The sequence below is a fragment of the Kitasatospora sp. NPDC057940 genome, assembly GCF_042887425.1.
Lineage (GTDB): Bacteria > Actinomycetota > Actinomycetes > Streptomycetales > Streptomycetaceae > Kitasatospora.
On the sequence record NZ_JBHVPH010000003.1, the window covers coordinates 438,735 to 456,137 of the forward strand.

The 17,403-nt window shown below is 74.0% G+C and carries 8 protein-coding genes; all 8 read right to left on the bottom strand.

What is annotated here, in order from left to right; all coding sequences use genetic code 11:
- Positions 1–6: 6 nt before the first annotated feature.
- The 8 genes from ACFVTF_RS07780 to ACFVTF_RS07815 all read right to left on the bottom strand — a co-directional run bounded on the left by ACFVTF_RS07780 (position 7) and on the right by ACFVTF_RS07815 (position 17,175).
- Complete coding sequence (locus ACFVTF_RS07780) at positions 7–2,922, bottom strand: glycoside hydrolase family 3 C-terminal domain-containing protein (protein ID WP_387810548.1); 2,916 nt, start codon at positions 2,920–2,922, stop codon at positions 7–9.
- 402 nt (positions 2,923–3,324) lie between these two features.
- Positions 3,325–4,083, bottom strand: a complete 759-nt coding sequence (locus ACFVTF_RS07785) for a thioesterase II family protein (protein WP_387810551.1) — start codon at positions 4,081–4,083, stop codon at positions 3,325–3,327.
- A 60-nt stretch (positions 4,084–4,143) separates the two neighbouring features.
- A complete protein-coding gene (locus ACFVTF_RS07790) occupies positions 4,144–5,379 on the bottom strand; it encodes a cytochrome P450 (RefSeq protein WP_387810554.1) in 1,236 nt (411 codons plus the stop codon).
- Positions 5,376–7,304, bottom strand: coding sequence for an amino acid adenylation domain-containing protein (locus tag ACFVTF_RS07795; RefSeq protein WP_387810557.1), 1,929 nt, complete (start codon positions 7,302–7,304; stop codon positions 5,376–5,378). Before ACFVTF_RS07795 ends, ACFVTF_RS07790 begins: the two co-directional genes overlap by 4 nt.
- A 190-nt stretch (positions 7,305–7,494) precedes the next feature.
- Positions 7,495–7,875 carry a nuclear transport factor 2 family protein gene (locus ACFVTF_RS07800; RefSeq protein WP_387810560.1) on the bottom strand — a complete coding sequence of 127 codons (381 nt, stop codon included), beginning with the start codon at positions 7,873–7,875 and terminating at the stop codon, positions 7,495–7,497.
- Between the two features lie 131 nt (positions 7,876–8,006).
- Positions 8,007–11,156 (bottom strand): amino acid adenylation domain-containing protein, encoded by a 3,150-nt coding sequence (locus tag ACFVTF_RS07805; protein ID WP_387810563.1) that lies wholly within the window; start codon positions 11,154–11,156, stop codon positions 8,007–8,009.
- On the bottom strand, positions 11,153–15,457 hold the full coding sequence (locus ACFVTF_RS07810; protein WP_387810566.1) for an amino acid adenylation domain-containing protein: 4,305 nt from the start codon (positions 15,455–15,457) through the stop codon (positions 11,153–11,155). The genes ACFVTF_RS07805 and ACFVTF_RS07810 overlap by 4 nt, the downstream gene beginning before the upstream one ends.
- Positions 15,454–17,175: a condensation domain-containing protein gene (locus ACFVTF_RS07815; protein WP_387810568.1), complete on the bottom strand. Its 1,722-nt coding sequence runs from the start codon at positions 17,173–17,175 to the stop codon at positions 15,454–15,456. The genes ACFVTF_RS07810 and ACFVTF_RS07815 overlap by 4 nt, the downstream gene beginning before the upstream one ends.
- Positions 17,176–17,403 lie beyond the last annotated feature (228 nt).

Here is a 17,403-nt window from a genome sequence, read left to right on the forward strand (position 1 = left end):
AGGGTGTCAGGACGGGAGGGTCCAGCGCTGGTTGGGGCCGCCGTGGCAGTCCCAGATCTGCAGCCTGGTCCAGTCGGCGCCGCTGCCGTCGCGGGCGTCGAGGCAGCGGCCGGAGGCCGGGTTGAGGAGCGTGCCGTCCGGGCGTGGCTGCCAGCGCTGGGCGCCGGTGCCGTTGCAGTCGTAGAGCTGGGCGGGCGTCCCGGCGGCGGTCCAGCCGTTGGTGACGTCCAGGCACTTGCCGAGGGCCCGCAGGGAGCCGTCCTGCCCGACGGTCCAGTCCTGGGCGCCGGTGGAGTTGCAGCGGTAGAGCTGGACGGCGGTGCCGTTGGCCGTGTCGGCGCGGTTGAGGTCCACGCACTGCCCGGCGATGCCGGTCACCCGGCCGCTCGGGCGGGGAGTGGCCCAGCTCTGTTCGACGCCCCCCGAGCAGGTCCGCAGCAGCAGCCGGCCGTCGGCGGCCGCGAGGCAGCGGCCGGACGCCGGGTGGAGGATCGAGGAGCCCGGACCCGGGCGCCACACCTGGTCGGCGCCCGCGGTGCAGTCCCGCAGCCGGACGGCGGCGCCGTCGTCCGGGCCCGCCGGGGTCAGGCAGCCGTCGAGGACGCGGATCGTACCGTCCGAACCGACCGTGGCGTCCTGGGCCGCCGTGCCCGCGCAGCCGGCCAGGCCTACCGCCTCGTTGCCGTCCGCGGCGGCGGCCGCCGCGTCCAGACAGGACCCGTCGGCGCCGGTGATCCGCCCGGACCAGGTGGAGACGGCCGGCGCGCCCGGGACGTCCACCGCGCCCTGCAGCTTCGGCGCGCGCGAGGAGGAGCCGACCATGAGGCCGTACCGCCCGCCGGGGACCTGCCAGCCGTGCACGCCGGTGTCCCAGACCGCGAAGGAGGAGCGGTCCAGCGGCAGTTCCACGTGCGTCGACCGGCCGGGCGCCAGCGTGACCTTGTCGAAGGCCTTGAGCTGCTGCGGCGGCTCGCCGGCGGCGGACGGGAAGGAGACGTACAGCTGCGGCACCTCGGTGCCGGTCCGGGCGCCCTGGTTGGCGAGGTCGAAGCCGACCCGCACCCGGCCGGCGGCGTCCGGGCCGGTCACGGTCAGGTTGCTGTAGCCGAAGGTGGTGTACGAGAGGCCGTGGCCGAAGGGGAACAGCGGGGCGGTGGCGGTCGCGTCGTACCAGCGGTACCCGACCGCGAGCTGCTCGGTGTAGTGGTAGGCGCCGTCCGTGCCGGGGTACTGGGAGGCGTCCCGGATCGGCGTGGCCGCCGCCGAGGTCGGGAAGGTGACGGGCAGCCGCCCCGCCGGATCGGCGTCGCCGAACAGCACGTCGGCGAGCGCGGTACCGCTCTGCTCGCCCGGGTACCAGGCCTCGACCACCGCCGGCACCGCGTCCAGCCACGGCATGGTGACCGGCCCGCCGGTGTCGAGCACCACCACCGTCCGCGGGTTGGCGCGGGCGACGGCGCGGATCAGCGCGTCGTCCGCCGGGGCGAGGTCCAGCGAGCCGCGGTCCGCGCCCTCGGTCTCCTCGTCGCCGACCACCACCACCGCGACGTCCGCCCCGGCGGCCACCGAGGCGGCCGCGTTCGCGTCGTCGCCCGGGTGGTAGCGCACCGAGACGCCCGCACCGGCCCGGGCGGCGATGCCCTGGCGCGGCGTCACGACCTGCTCGGGGTAGGGGGCGACGTGCGAGGAGCCGTAGCCGCCGGTGTAGGCGTGGTCGGCCCACGGTCCGATCACCGCGACGGACGACAGGTGGGCGGCGTCCAGCGGCAGCACCGACCCCTGGTTGCGCAGCAGCACCGTCCCGGCGGCGGCCGCCGCCCGGGCGTCGCGCGCGCCGGCGGCGGGGTCGGCGGCGGGCGGCTGGCCGCCGTCCAGCGCCCCGGTCCGGACCATCAGCCGCAGCACCCGCCGCACCTGGTCGTCCAGGAGGGCCGGGGCGAGCCGCCCGTCGGCCACGGCGGCGGCCAGGTCGGCGAAGTACGTCGTACCGCCGAACTCCTGGTCCAGCCCGCCCGCCGCGGCGTTCACCGAGGAGTGCGTGGCCGGGTAGTCGGAGCCGACCACCCCGTCGAACCCCCAGCGGCCCTTCAGCACGTCCCGCAGCAGCGGGAAGTTCTCGCACGCCCAGATGCTGTTGACCGGGTTGTAGCCGCACATCGCCGACCAGGCCCGGCCGTCCCGGACGGCCGCCTGGAAGGCGGGCAGCTCCATCTCGGCCAGCGTCCGCTCGTCCACCTCCGAGCTGTAGGACTGCCGGTTGTTCTCCTGGTTGTTCGCCGCGAAGTGCTTCACCTGCGCCGCGACGCCCTGCGCCTGGATGCCGCGGACCTCCGCCGCCGCGACCCGCCCGGCGAGGAACGGGTCCTCCCCCAGCGTCTCGAAGTTCCGCCCGCCCTGCGGCACGCGCACGAGGTTGACCATCGGCGCGTACAGCACCTGGTAGCCGCGCGCCCGGGCCTCGCGGCCCAGCACGGCGCCGTAGGTGGCGGCGAGCCCCGGGTCGAAGGCGGCGGCCAGCGACACCGGCGCCGGCAGCGCCGTCGCCGGCTGCCCGTCCCGCACGCCGGCCGGGCCGTCGGACAGCAGCAGCGGCGGGATGCCCAGCCGTGGCACGCCCCGGACGTACCCGACCGAGTACACCCCGTTCGGTGCGGCGATCCCCTGCAGCAGCGTCGTCTTCTCGTCGGTGGTCAGCTGGCCGAGGAGCGCTTCGATCCGCTGCTCCGGCGACGGCCCGCCCTGCGACGGCCCGCCGTGCGACGCCCCGTCCTGGGACCGCCCGTCCTGGGACCGCCCGCCGTGCGGCGGCGGACCGGCCGGTCCGGCAACCGCTGGGAACATGCCGGAGCCGGAGGCGGCCGCCAGGAGGCAGCCGCTGAGTCCGAAACGGAGTATTCGCGTCCACGAGGAGATACGCCGCATGGCAGCACCTTTCGACGAAGGCGGGCCGAGCCGGGAGGGCCGTAAAAAGTGACGGCCAGTCAAATTTACGGCGTATTAACACTTACCGGCAGGTAGCGCGCAAGGGCGCGTCGGAAGCACCAAGGGCGCGAACCGTCACCAAGGGGCGCAGGCGGGGCGCGGGCGGCGCAGGCCCGGTCGTCGTCGACGCGTCGTCCATCCGCTGTCGACGAGCCGACCCTAGCCTGTCCGCGCCCCGCGATGCGGGCGGTATGCGGAAATGGGTTGAGGTGCGATCAGTGGGATTCCCCCCGCCAGGCCCTGCGCACTCCCCTCCCGCGCCTGGCCGTGGCAGCGCCCGAAGCGGCGCATCGGCGCGGCCGGCCGGCTCACCCGGGTGCAGGTGTCAGGGGGTGGCAGGTGTCAGGGAGTGCCGGGCCGGGTGGGCGTCAGGTCGGCGACCAGGAGCGCCAGCAGGTCCGTCGGCGCCTCGATGAAGCGGTAGTGGCCTCCCTCAAGGAGTTCGAAGGTCGTCTCGCCGCAGGCCGACCAGCCGGTCATCAGCGACGGCTCGATGCCCGTGTCCTGGGTCCAGCCGATGGCGGTGATCGGGGACGGCAGCCGGACCGGCTCGGCCACGTGGTACCGCTTGTTCATGTCGACGTCGTTCCGCAGGACGCCGAGGTAGAGCGCGAGCAGGCTCGGTTCCAGGGTGCCGCCCAGTTCCGCGACGAGCTGGCGCAGTTCGTCGGCCAGCTCGTCGTCGTCCATGCCGAGGAAGCGGCCGTAGGGGCCGTCCTGCGGCGCGACCTCGGCGGAGACGAACACCCGGGTCGGGGCGGGGCAGCCCCTCTGGACCAGCCGTACGGCGGTCTCGTAGGCCGCCAACGCGGAGCCGCAGTGCCCGAACAGCGCGTAGGGGCGGTCCAGGTAGGGGCGCAGCGCCTCGCAGAGGTCGTCGGCCAGCGCCTCGTAGGTGGTGTGGGCGGGCTCGCGCATCCGGTTCTCCCGGCCGGGCAGCTGCACGGGGCAGACTTCGACGCCGTTGACCGATGTCGGCCACTGGCGGTACATGCTCGCTCCGCACCCGGAGTAGGGCAGGCAGAACAGCCGGGCCGGTGCCACCGGCGACGGCTCGCGCAGGAACCACTTGTTGCGGGTACGGGCCGGCGGAGCGTTCACTGATGACCTTCCGGGTGGGGTTTCTTCTCGGGTGCGGCTGCGGGGGTTTGAAGACACGCCCTAGCGGGTCCGCGCGGTGATCGGCAGGTGGGTGAAGCCCGCGATGATGTTCGAGCGCATGCGTCGTGGCGCCCCGGCGAGTTCGAAGCCGGTGAACCGGGCGAGCAGTTCGGCGAACAGGATCCGCAGGGCCACCCGGGCGACGGTGTGTCCGATGCAGTAGTGCGCGCCGACGCCGAACGCGATGTGCTTGTTGGGCCGCCGTCGGATGTCGAAGGTGTCCGGGTCGGCGAACACGGTCTCGTCGCGGTTGGCCGACCCCAGCCACACGACGACCGCGTCCCCCTCGGCGATCGGCACGCCCCGGACCTCGACGTCGCGGGTGGCGTGGCGCATGAAGTGCTGGGTGGGCGAGGCCCATCGCAGGGACTCCTCCACGCCGCTGCCGAGCAGCTCCGGGTGGGCCGCCCAGTCGTCCAGGACCGCCGTCCCGGCCAGTTCGACCATCGCCGCGATCGGCGGCTGGGCGGTGGTGACGGTCGCGCCGAGCAGCAGGCTGTAGCAGTTGGACACGATCTCGCCCGGCGACAGCCGGCGTCCGTCCAGTTCCATCGTGAGCAGCACGCTGATCAGGTCGTCACCCGGTGCGCGCCGACGCGCGGTGACGATGTCCTGGAAGTAGGCGAACAGTTCGCGGTGGGCGGTCACCAGGGTGGCCTGCGGTCCGGCGGCGAGCTGGAACTCGGGGTCGTCCGCGGCGATGCAGGCGTGGGCGAGCCGGACCAGCCGCGGCCAGTCCTGTTCCGGCAGCGCCATCATGGTGCCGATCACCGCCATCGGCAGGGTGGCCATGGCGGCGGCGAAGTCGAACGGGCCGCCGTCGGCCAACGGCCGGAGCAGTTCGACGATGACCCGGCGGATGGCCTCCCGGTCGTTCTCCACCGTCTTGATCGACAGCGCCTGCTGCAGCGGGCCGCGCAGGTGCGCGTGCCGGGGCGGGTCGGTCACGGCCATCTGCCGGCCGCCCGCGGGGTCGCCCTGGCCGAGGAGGTTGAGCAGGGTGCCCTGTTCGGAGGTGAACGTGTCGTGGTCGCGGAGCACCCGGTTGGCCTCGGCGTAGCCGACGACCGACCAGTAGCCGATGTCGCCGACCGGCTGCCAGCTCACCGGGGCGTCGCGGCGCAGCCGTCGCCACACCTCGTGCGCCCCGCCCGAGTGGTAGAGGTCGGGGTCGATCAGGTCGACCGGCTGCGGGGCCAGGACCGGGCATCGCGGGGTGGGGGGAACGGCCGTCATCGGGGCTGCTCCTGCCGTGCTCCGTCGGCGGGGCCCGCCGTCGGACCGTCCGGGCTCTGCGTCGGACCGTCCGGGTCCGCCGTCCGCATCCGGGCGGTGAGGGCCGTCGCCAGCTCGGCGACGGTCGGCGACAGGTACAGGATCTGCGCGGGGAGGTCCACGTCGAACTCGCGCTGGGTGGCGACCAGGAGGTCGGTGGCCAGCAGGGAGTGCCCGCCGAGGTCGAAGAAGTCGTCCTCGACGCCGACCGGTTCGATGCCGAGGATGTCGCCCCACAACTCGGTCAGTCGCGTCTGCACCTCGGTGACGGGCGGGACGTACTCGTTGGCCACGTTGCGCGGGACCCGGGTGGCGCTGGGCAGGGCCCGGCGGTCGATCTTGCCGTTGCGGTTCACCGGCAGCTCGGGACGGACGAGGATCGCCCAGGGGATCAGGTAGCCCGGCAGCCTGTCCCGCAGCTCGTGGCGCAGCCGCCGGCCGAGGTCGGCGTTGCCCGCCGGGTCGGGCTGCGTGGGCACGACGTAGGCCAGGAGCCGGGTGCCGCCCGCCGGGTCGGCCTGCGGCAGCACGACCGCGTGCCGCACCTCGGCGAGCCGTTCCAGCTCGACCTCGACGGCGCGCGGTTCGGCGCGGTAGCCCTGGACCTTGACCTGGTCGTCCGCGCGTCCGACGAACTCCAGCGTGCCGTCGGGCAGCCATCGCACGAGGTCGCCGGTCCGGTACATCCGGGCCCCCGGCTCGGTCCCGAACGGGTCGGGCAGGAACCGTTCGGCCGTCGCGGCCGGGCGGCCCAGGTAGCCGCGGGCCAGGCCCGCCCCGGCCACGTACAGCTCGCCGCACTCGCCGACGGGCACCGGCCCGAGGTCGCCGTCGAGCACGGCGACCCTGGTGCCGCTGATCGGGCGGCCGATCGGCACGCTGCGCAGCTCCGGGAGGGTGCTGCTGGTCCAGCAGGTCGTGTAGGTGGTGTTCTCGGTCGGCCCGTAGCCGTTGGTGAAGAGCAGCCCCGGGTAGCGGGCCAGCAGGTGCTGGACGTGGCCCGGCGAGGCCACGTCGCCCCCGGTGAGGACGTGCCGCACGTCGGCGAACGCCTCCAGGTGCGAGCTCACCATCTGGTGGAAGAGCCCGGTGGTCAGCAGCAGGACCGTCACGCGCTCGGCGCGGACGACGCGCGCCACGTGCTCCAGCGTGATGGCGACCGGGGGGAAGAGGACCAGCCGGCAGCCGTTGACGAGGGGGGCCCAGATCTCGAACGTGGACGCGTCGAACGCGACCGGCGCGAGGTGGAAGAAGACGTCCTCGGCGCGGACGTCCACCCAGTCCGCACCCCGGACGAGCCGGTCGATCGCCCGGTGGGGCACGCCGACGCCCTTGGGCTCGCCGGTGGAGCCCGAGGTGTAGCTGACGTAGGCGAGCCGGTCCGGGTCGCCGGGGCGGGCCGCAGCCGCCGGCCCTGCGGCCGGCTCCTGCGCCGGGTCGCCTTCCGTCACCGCCACCGTCACCGTGACGACGGTGTCGGGCAGCTGCTCCCCCAGGGCCTCTCCGGCGATCACCATGCCCGCGCCGGCGTCCTTGAGCAGCAGCGCGTGGCGGCCGGCCGGGTCGTCCGGTTCGAGCCCGAGGTACGCCCCGCCCGCGATGAGGACGGCGAGCAGGGCCACGATCAGCTCCGGCGACCGTGGCACCAGCACGCCCACGACGTCCTCCTGCGCCAGTCCGGCCGCGCGCAGCCGCCCGGCGAGCCGGTTGGCGCGGTCGTTGAGCTGCTGGTAGGTCAGGGTCCGTCCGTCGCAGGTGACGGCGGGCGCGTGCGGGGCCCGCTCCGCCTGTTCGGCGACCAGCTCGTGGATGGCCCGCGCGTCGAACGGTGGCCGTCCGCTGCCGACGAACGCCGGGATGTCGGAGGTGAGGACCGTCTTGGTCAACTGCTTCCCGCTTTCCTGTGCTGAAGTGTCCCCGTCGGGGTTGGACGCGCGACCGCGTGGGCCGTCGTTGTGGCCGTCGCCGGCACGGTCGCCGTCGCGGTGGCCGCTGTCGGCGCTGTTCGGTGGGCGGTCGTCGCGGTGGCCGCTGCGCAGTACGTGGTGCGCGGTGTCACCGGGTGCGTCCACCGCCTCAGACCGCCGGCACGTGGAAGAAGGTGTCCCGCGCGGCGATGCGGCCCTGCGGCGTCATCCGGAAGAAGTCGGCGAACCGCAGCTCGACCTCACCGCCGTCGTGCAGCACGCCGCGGAACAGGCCGTGCACCGCCACCTCGTCGTCGGTCGTGACCACGGTGGCCAGGGTGTGCACGCCGGTGCGGATCACCCGCTGGTCGCGGTAGAAGCGTTCCAGTTCGGCGTGCCCGACCATGGGTCGGTAGCCGGGGCGGTGGTAGCGGGCGTCCGGGGTGAACAGGGCGACCAGCGCGGGCACGTCCCCGGCGTCGACGAGCTGGTAGTACCGGCGGACCTGGGACACCCCCAGTGCCGGGGCCGTCGGGGTTTGCTGGGCCATCGGGGTCTCCGGTCGTGCGGGTGTTGCCAGTGGTGCCGGTGGTGCCGGTGGTGCCGGCGTTTCGTCGGGATGGGAGAGGGTGTGGACCATGCCGAGGTGCTTCCTGTGATCGTTCGATCGCTTGATCGGTGTCAGAGTCGTGTGCGGGGTGAGAGGGCCGGTACGGCCGCGGCGTCCGGGGCGTCCTCGACCGCTTCGACCAGGCGCGCCGGTGTGGGTGCCTGGAACAGGGCGCCGAGGGTGAGTTCACGGCCGAACCGCACCCGCACCCGGTTGACCAGCCGGGTCGCCAGCAGGGAGTTGCCGCCCAGCGCGAAGAAACCGTCGTCGACGCCCACCGCCGGCCGGCCGAGCACCTCGGCGAACAGCGCGCACATCGTCTGCTCCGCCGGGGTTCGCGGCTCGGGCCCCGACGGTGCCGGTGCGAGGTCGGGGACGGGCAGCGCGGCCCGGTCGATCTTGCCCCTGGGCGTCAGGGGGAAGGCGTCGAGCGTGACGATCGCCGAGGGCACCATGTAGTCCGGCAGCACCGCGCCGACGTGTTCCCGCAGCGCCGCCGGGTCGAGCCCCGAGTCCCCGGCCGGGACGACGTAGCCGATCAGGCGCCTGCCGGGCGAGGCGCCCGGGCCGGCGACCACGGTCGCCTGGGCGACGGCCGGGTGCCCGGCCAGCACCGCCTCGATCTCGCCCAGCTCGATGCGGAAGCCGTGGAGCTTGACCTGCTCGTCCGCGCGGCCGAGGAACTCGAGTTCCCCCTCGGCGTTCCAGCGGACCACGTCGCCCGTGCGGTACATCCGCTCGCCCGGTTCGCCGAAGGGGCACGGCAGGAACTGGCCGGCCGTGCGGCGGGGGTCGTTCAGGTACCCGCGCGCCACGCCCGCACCGGCGACGTACAGCACGCCGGCCACCCCCGGCGGCACCGGCGACAGCGCCTCGTCCAGGACGAACACCCGCCTGTTGTCCACCGGTCGGCCGAGGGGGACGACGTCGGGCACGGGCTCGCCGGGGCGCAGCACCCTGCGCGTGGTGAACGTGGTGGCCTCGGTCGGGCCGTACCCGGCGACCACCACGGAGTCCGGGCACCGGGCCAGGACGCGCCGGACGGCATCGGCCGGCACGATGTCACCGCCGGTCCACACCTGGCCGACCCCGGCCAGCGTGCCGGGCGACTCCTCGGCGAACACCCGGAACAGCCCGGCCGTCAGCCACAGCGCCCCGACCCGGTGGTCGACGATGAGCCGGTGGAGGTCCGCGAGCGCCAGCTCGCCGGGCGGGGCCACGACGACCCGGCCCCCGTTGAGCAGCGGCACCCACCACTCGTAGGTCGAGGCGTCGAAGGCGTGCGGGGAGTGGGCGAGGACCCGTGGGCCGTCCAACTCGCGCCAATAGCGTTGCGCGGTCAGGCTGATGACGTTGCGGTGGGTCAGGGCCACGCCCTTCGGCGTGCCCGTGGACCCGGAGGTGTAGAGGACGCACGCCAGGTGGTCCGGGCGCAGCGGCACGACGGGGTCGGTGGCCGGCTCGTCGGCGAGTCCGGGGTCGGCGTCGACGACCACGACCGGTGTGCCGTGGGACAGTGGTGCGTCGTCCCGGGTGGCCCGGTGGGTGAGCAGCACCGCCGCCCCGGTGTCGTCCAGGACGCGGCGCAGGCGGGCCGCCGGGGCCCGGGTGTCCAGCGGCACGTAGGCGCCGCCGGCCTTGCTGATCGCCAGGACCGACACCACCACGTCCGCGGAGCGTTCCATGAGCACGGCCACCGTGCTGTCGCAGCGGACGCCCAGGGCGATGAGCCGGTGGGCCAGCCGGTTGGCGCGGTCGTTCAACTCCGCGTAGGACAGGGTGGTTTCGCCGCACACCACGGCGGGCGCGTCGGGCGTGCGCGCGACCTCGGCCGCGAAGGCCAGCGGCACCGTCGGGTGCGGCAGCGGCTGCGTGGTGCGGTTGACGGCCAGGACGGTGCGCTGCCGTTCCTCGGGGGTGAGGAGGTCGGGCCGGCCGATCGGCCGATCCGGGTCGGCGGCCACCGCGTCCAGGAACCGGAGGAACCGCTGCTGGTGGACGGTGAGTTCGGCCTCGGAGTAGAGCGCGGGGTTCGCGTCGACGTCGAGCCGGGGCGCGGTGCCGTCGGAGCGGTCGTAGACGGAGAACGAGAGGTCCTCGACCGGCCCGTTGGACAGGTTGTGCACGGTGGCCCGGACGCCCGCGAAGTCCAGGTGGTAGTAGAAGGACATGATGTTGACGAGGGGCCCGAACAGGACCCGCTCCGACCGGGCCGGATCCAGGTCCCTGCGCAGGTCCTCGCTGCGGTGGCGCTGGTGCCCGCGCAGGGCGGCGACCTCCTCGGCCACCTGTCGCGCGAGTGCGGACAGGCCCTGTTCCGGGTGCACGCGCAGCCGCAGCGGCACCACGTTCGCCACCATGCCGGGGACGGACTGCACGGAGGAGCCGGTGCGCCCGGTCACCGGCATGCTCAGCACGATGTCCCGTTCGCCGCTGAGGCGGTGGAGGTAGGCGGCGACCGCCGCGGTGAAGGCGGTGGGCCAGCTCGCCCCGGCGGGCCGCGCGGCCCGCCGCAGCGCGGCCACGGTGGGCGCGTCGAGGGTGCTGGTACGGCGCAGGAAGCCGTCCGAGGCGGCCGCCGAGCGGCTGGCGAGGCTGACGGGATCGGGCCGCCCGGCCAGCCGGGCCGCCCAGAACTCCCGGTCCTGTTCGGGCTGTTCCGACGCGTGGTAGGCGGCGTCGTACGTCAGCAGGGTGCTCAGCGGCCCGAAGGCCGGCCGTGCCCCTTCCCTGCCCTCGACCAGCCCGGTGTAGGTCCTGGCGACGCGGCGCGCGATGAGCGACATGCTGAAGCCGTCGACCACGATGTGGTGGACGCGCTGGTACCAGAGGAAGCGGTCCGGCGCGACGGCGAACAGGGCCTGGCGGAACAGCCGGTCCCGGGTGAGCCCGACCGGTGTGGACAGGTCGGCGCGCATCCAGCGCTCCGCCGCCCGCAGCGGATCCGGTGCCGAGGTGAGGTCGACGTGGTCCATCGACCAGTCGGGCGCCGGGGCGACGACCTGCCGGGGGCCCTCGGCACCGTCGGTGAGGCGAACGCGCAGGGACTCGGTCTCGTCCACCACGCGCCGCACGGCCGTCTCGAACAGCTCCGGGTCGATCGGCCCGGGGATGTCCACGTACTCGCCGGTGTTGTAGACGGGGCTGCCGGGGCGCAGGTGGTGGGCGAACCAGATGCCGGACTGGGCCGACGACAGCGGCAGTTCGTGTCCGTCGCTCATCCGAGCTCCTCCAGGACAGCCGACAGTGCGTCGGCGAAGGGTGCGGCGTGGGGCGGCGACAGCATGTCGTGGTGGTTGCCGGGCACCTCGACCACGCTCAACGCCCCCTCGGTGCGGTCGCGCCACCGGGCGGGGACCACGACCGGGGCGGCGAGCACGGGGTGTGCCTCGGCGCTCGTGAACAGGTGGATCGGTGTCCGCAGCCGCGCGGTCGACCGGTAGCGTCGGGCGGCGTCGCCGTTGGTGGTGAAGACCCGTACCATGCGCCGCAGTTGTTCGGTGCGCACCCGCTGGGGAAGGCGCTCGTCGGCGTGCGCGTCGTGGAGCAGCAGCGAGAGGGCGTCCTGCTCGTCGAGCTCGTGGAGGTCTCCGACGGCTCCGGCGGGCAGTCCGGAGGCGAGCGCGAACCGGGCCGTCCCGTGCGCGTCATGGCCGTCGGGCCCGTCGGTGGCTCCAGCAGTGGAGCCGTCGGTGGCTCCGTCGGTGGCTCCGTCGGCGGGCGCGGGCGCTCCGACGTCGATGATCCCGAGGAACCCCGGAGGGTTCCCCTCCTCCTCCAGCAGGCGGGCCATCTCGAAGGCGACCAGCCCGCCGAAGGACCAGCCGGCCAGCAGGTACGGACCGTCGGGCAGGACGGACCGCAGCTCCCGCAGGTAGCGCTGCGCCTGCTCCTCGACGGTGGCCAGTGGCGGCTCGTCGGTGTTGTAGCCGACGGCCTCCAGGCCGTAGACGGGCCGGCCGCCGGCGAGCGGTCCGGCGGCGAGCGGTCCGTCGGGGTGTGCGGCGGGGTGCTCGGCCAGGCGTTCGGTGAGGTGTTCGGTGAGGTGTTCGGCCAGGTGGAGGAAGGAGCACACGTCGCCGCTCTGCGGGTGCACCAGGATCAGCGGCGCCCTGCGGGGGTCTCCTTCGGCCAGCGGGACCACGAGCCGGCGCAGGGCCTGCGAGGCGTTGGGCAGTTCCGCGCACAGCCCCTCGACGGTGGGGTGGCGGAACACCGTGTTCAGCGGCACGGTGACCCCCCACTCCCGCCGGACCGCCTCCACGAGCTCGACCGCCCTGAGCGAATGCCCGCCCAGCGCGAAGAAGTCGTCCCGGACGCCGACCCGCGGGGTGCCCAGCACGCGCTCCCAGATCCTGGTCATCAGGAGTTCCAGCAGGTCCCGCGGCGGTAGCGCACCCGCCTCGTGGCCGTGGCGGGCCGGCTCGGGCAGGGCCCCGCGGTCCACCTTGCCGTTCGTGGTCAACGGGATCCGGTCGAGTGCGGTCAGCGTCGTGGGCACCATGAACTCGGGCAGGGTCTCGCGCAGCGAGCGCCGCAGGACCGCCAGGTCACCGGGCCGGTCCTGCCACACCAGGTAGCCGGCCAGTTCGGCGTCCGTCCCGGTGCCCCGCACCGTCACCGTGGCCCTGGCGACACCGGGCTGCGCGCACAGCGCGGCCTCGATCTCGCCCAGCTCGATGCGGTACCCCCGGATCTTCACCTGCTCGTCGGTGCGGCCGAGGAAGACCAGGCTGCCGTCCGGCAGGTACCGCGCCAGGTCGCCGGTCCGGTACAGCCGGCCGCCGTCGGCACCGAACGGATCGGGCACGAAGCGCTCGGCGGTCAGCCCCGGCCGGTTGGCGTACCCGCGGGTGACGCCGACCCCGCCGATGTGGATCTCGCCCGGAACGCCGGCGGGCACCGGGGCGCCGGCCGGGTCCAGCAGGTAGATCCGGAGGTTGCCGAGCGGCCGGCCGATCGGCACGGACCCTCCGGGCCGGACCAGGTCCCGGTCGGCGTCCACGCGCCGGGTGACGCAGCCGACGGACGCCTCGGTGGGGCCGTAGCCGTTCCACAGCGTGGAGACCCGGTCGAGGAGCCGCCGGGCCAGGGCGGGCTGGAGCGGTTCGCCCACGCAGATCGCCTGGAACCGGCCGCCCTGCCATCCGCCGTCCAGCAGCAGGAGCCAGGTGGCCGGTGTGGCCATGAGCGTGGTGACGCCGAACTCGCGCATCATCTCCGTCAGGCGCGGGCCGTCGACCGCGACCTCCGACGGGGCGATCACCACGCTCGCGCCCCAGGCCAGGGGCATGAGCACCTGGGGGACGATGACGTCGAAGGAGATCGAGGCCACCGAGGCGACGACGTCGTCCCCGTCGAGGTCCAGCTGTCGGCCTCGGACCACCAGGTAGTTGACCACGCCCTCGTGCGGGACCAGCACGGCCTTGGGGCGGCCGGTCGAACCGGAGGTGTAGATCGAGTACGCCAGGTTGGCGGGCGTCGCGAGCGGCGGCAGCCCGTCCCCGGGCAGGGCCGCGATGAGCCCGGCCTCGTCGTCCGTCCACACCGTCGCGGCGCCGTGCTGCGGCAGCCGGTCGGCCAGGGAGCGCTGGGTGAGCAGCAGCGGCACTTCGGCGTCGGCGAGCATGAACGACATGCGCTGCGCCGGGAGGTCCGGGTCCAGCGGCAGGTAGGCGGCGCCCGACTTGAGGACGGCCAGCAGGGCCACCACCAGGTCGGCCGAGCGCGGCAGGCACACGCCGACCAGGCGTTCCGGCCGTGCTCCCCTGGCTCGCAGGTGTCGGGCCAACTGGTTGGCCCGACTGTCGAGTTCCCGGTAGGTCAGCAGCTGGGCGCCGCAGCGGACCGCCACCGCGTCGGGGGTCAGCCGGGCCTGTTCCTCGACCAGCTCGTGCACGCAGAGGTCGGCGGGGAAGGGTTCGTCGGTGGCGTTGGCGGCCACCAGCAGCGCTTCGCGCTCGGCCTCGGTGAGCAGGTCCAGGCGCGAGACGGGGCGGTCGGGGTCGCCGGCCGCGGCGTCCAGCAGCCGCAGGTAGTGGCCGACCAGGCGTTCCACGCTCGCGCGGTCGAACAGGTCGGTGTCGAAGGCCACGGTCCCGGTGGTGCCGGCTGTCCCGGTCGTGCCGGTCGTGGCGGCCGAGGCGGCCGGCCGCTCGGCTATCACCAGGCTGAGGTCGACCTTGGCCGTGCCGTTGTCGACCTCGATCTGTTCGACCTCCGTCCCCACCAGCCGCAGGGCGGCGGCCGGGTCGGACAGGCCGGCGAACATCACCTGGAACAGCGGGTTGCGGTCGAGGCCTCGGGCCGGCCGCAGCTCCTGCACCAGCCGTTCGAACGGCAGGTCCTGGTGCGCGTAGGCGTCCACGGCGGTCCGGCGCACCCGGTCGAGCAGTTCGGCGAAGCTCGGGTCGTCCGCGAGGTCGGTGCGGATGACCACGGTGTTGATGAACGAGCCCACCAGCGGGTCGAGTTCCGGTCGGGTCCGGCCCGCGACCGGGGTGCCGACCGCCACGTCGGACTGCCCGCTGTAGCGGGCCAGCAGGGCCTGGAACCCGGCGAGCAGCGTCATGAACATCGTCGCGCCGTGCCGCCGGCCCAGCAGCCGCAGCCGGTCGGCCAGTTCCTCGGGCACCGTGAAGGTGATCCGTTCGCCCCGGCCCGCGCGGACCGGTCCGCGCGGGCGGTCGGTGGGCAGGTCCAGCGGCGAAAGCCCGGACAACTGTGCACTCCAGTAGTCCAGTTGGCGCTGCAGGCGCTCGCCGGAGAGCCGCTCCCGCTGCCAGTGGGCGAAGTCCGCGTACTGGATCCGCAAGGGGGGCAGCTCGTGCTCGCGGCCTTCCAGCCGGCTCCGGTACATCGCCGACAGGTCGTCCCACAGCAGCGGCATCGACCAGCCGTCGACGGCGATGTGGTGGACGACCACCACCAGGACGTGTTCGTCCTCGTCGACCCGCAGCAGTGCTGCGCGCAGCAGCGGGGCGGCGGCCAGGTCGAACGGGCGCAGGATCTCGGACCGGACGAGGTCGAGGGCCAGCTGCGCCCGGCGTTCCGCGGGCTCGGTCCGGAGGTCCGTGACGGGCAGGTCGAGCGGCCGGGCCGGCTCGACCGAGGGGCTGGGGCGCCCGTCCCGCTCGGGGAAGGCGGTGCGCAGGACTTCGTGGCGTCGCACCAGCCCGGTGAGGCTGTGGCCGAGGGCGGCCACGTCCAGCGGGCCGTGCAGCCGGAAGACCTCGTGGACGTTGTACATCGCGGGGCCGGTGGACAGCCGCTCGATCAGCCACATGCGTTCCTGGGTGAACGACGTCACCTGCGCTCCCGCCGGGCGGGGCGGGATCGCGGCCTCCGGCTCGCCCTCGGCGGCCCGGCTCCGGGCCGCGCGGACGCGTTGGTCGAGCAGGGCCCGGGTGGTGGCCCGTGTGGTGGCCGGCGCCGGGCCGGTCGAGGGGCCGGTCGACGGGGCGGCTCCGGGCGCGGAACCGGTCGGCCGGCCGGGCTCGGGGCGACTGTGCTGTGCCTTCACGGGTGACGGGCCTTTCCGGCGGGGAGCGGTTCCGATTCGGCGGCGGCGAGGTCCGCCAGCAACGCCGCGTCGATGCCGTCGGCGAGTTCGGCGACGGTCGGGTGGTAGAAGAGCAGGGCGACGGGCAGTTCGAGGTCGAGTGCCCGGCCGAGTCGGGACATGACCTTCGACGCGAGGAGCGAATGGCCGCCCAGCTCGAAGAAGTCGCTGTCCACGCCGTCCGGGGTGACACCGAGCACCGCGGCCCAGGTCTCCAGCACGAGGAGCTCGGTCTCGGTGGCGGGCCCGGTCGCGGGTTCGGTCTCGGGCTCGGTCTCTGCGGCGGGCTCGGTCTCGGTCCCGAGGGTGGCGGGCGCGGGGCGGCTCACCCGGAGGCCCGGAGGGGTCTCCCACGCCGAGATCGGCCGTTCGGGGCTGTCGACGAGCTGGTCGAGCAACGCCCGGAAACCCTCGGAGAGTTGCCGCACCGTGTCGCGGTCGAAGAGGTCGGCGGCATAGCGGATGACGCCGGTGAAGCGATCGCCGCCGTCCGTCATGGAGACCTCGATGTCGAACTTCGCCACGCCGTTCGGTATCTGATGGGCACTCACTTCGAGCCCCGGGAGGCCGGACGGGAGCGCGGGCGGATCCTCCAGCTGGAACATGACCGTGAACAGCGGGTGTTGGCCGAGGTCGCGTTCGGGCCGCAGCTCCTGCACCAGCCGTTCGAAGGGGACGTCCTGGTGGGCGTAGGCCTCCACCGCGCCCCGCCGCACCCGGGCGAGCACGTCGGTGAAGCCGGGGTCGCCCGACAGGTCGGTGCGCAGGACGAGCGTGTTGACGAAGAAGCCGACCAGCGGCTCCACCTCGATCCGGGTCCGCCCGGAGATCGGCGTCCCCACCGTCACGTCGGCCTGTCCCGTGCAGCGCGCGAGCAGGACCTGGAAGGCGGCCAGCAGGGTCATGAACGGCGTCACCTCGTGGGCGCGCCCCAGTGTGCGTATGCGCTCGGCGAGTTCCGCCGGGATCTCGATCTCGACCTGGTCGCCCCGGCCTGACCACTCCGTGGGGCGGGCCCGGTCCGTCGGGAGCACCGACGGGCTCAGGTCGGCCAAGTGCTCGCGCCAGTGGGCGAGTTGGTCCAGCATCGCCGCTCCGGCCTGGTGGCTCCGTTGCCAGTCGGCGAAATCGGCGTACTGGACGGGCAGGTCCGCCAGGGCGATCGGCCGGCCGTCGACGGCGGCGCCGTATCCGGCGGAGAACTCCTGCCACAGCACCGACAGCGACCAGCCGTCACAGGCGATGTGGTGGATCACCAGGAGGAGCAGGTGGTCGTCGGGGGCGATGCGGATCAGCCGGGCCCGCAGCATCGGAGCGGTCCCGAGGTCGAACGGGGTCGCCAGATCGGCGGCCACCAGCTCCCGGGCCCGCTGCCAGGCCTGCTCCGCGGGGGTGTGCGTCAGATCGGTGATCGTCGGCACGAAGGTCTCGACCGGCTCCGCGACGTGGCGCGGGCCGTCCTCGGTGTCGACGATCCTGCCGCGCAACACCTCGTGGCGCCGCACGACTTCGGTCAGCGCCCGGGTGAGCGCCTCCTGGTCCAGTCGGCCGCGCAGGCGCACCGCGGTCGGGACGTTGTGGTCCGGCCGGCCCGGCCGCAGCCGGTCGAGGAACCACAGCCGTTGCTGGGCGAAGGACAACAGGGTCGGAGCGTGCGCGCGCCGATCGGGGCCAGGCATGACGGATCCACCTTTCACGGCGATCGGGAACGCTTCAACGCCCCGGAAATCCCTTCGCCGATTCGCTACTTGGCGAACAGTACGGCGGATACTAGGTCGGTCCCGTCTCACTCCGCAAGATCGGGAACGGGGTTGCAGGCATCAAGACAATATTTACGCCAGTCCACCGGAATCCTTATGTAGATCGAACACGCTCGACGGCTAGCATCGGCGCGGCCGACCCGACAC

Bases quoted from the DNA above. Each gene is read 5' to 3' on its own strand.
- ACFVTF_RS07780 (WP_387810548.1), bottom strand. From the start codon at position 2,922: ATGCGGCGTATCTCCTCGTGGACGCGAATACTCCGTTTCGGACTCAGC.
- ACFVTF_RS07790 (WP_387810554.1), bottom strand. From the start codon at position 5,379: ATGACGGCCGTTCCCCCCACCCCGCGATGCCCGGTCCTGGCCCCGCAG.
- ACFVTF_RS07800 (WP_387810560.1), bottom strand. From the start codon at position 7,875: ATGGCCCAGCAAACCCCGACGGCCCCGGCACTGGGGGTGTCCCAGGTC.
- ACFVTF_RS07805 (WP_387810563.1), bottom strand. From the start codon at position 11,156: ATGAGCGACGGACACGAACTGCCGCTGTCGTCGGCCCAGTCCGGCATC.
- ACFVTF_RS07815 (WP_387810568.1), bottom strand. From the start codon at position 17,175: ATGCCTGGCCCCGATCGGCGCGCGCACGCTCCGACCCTGTTGTCCTTC.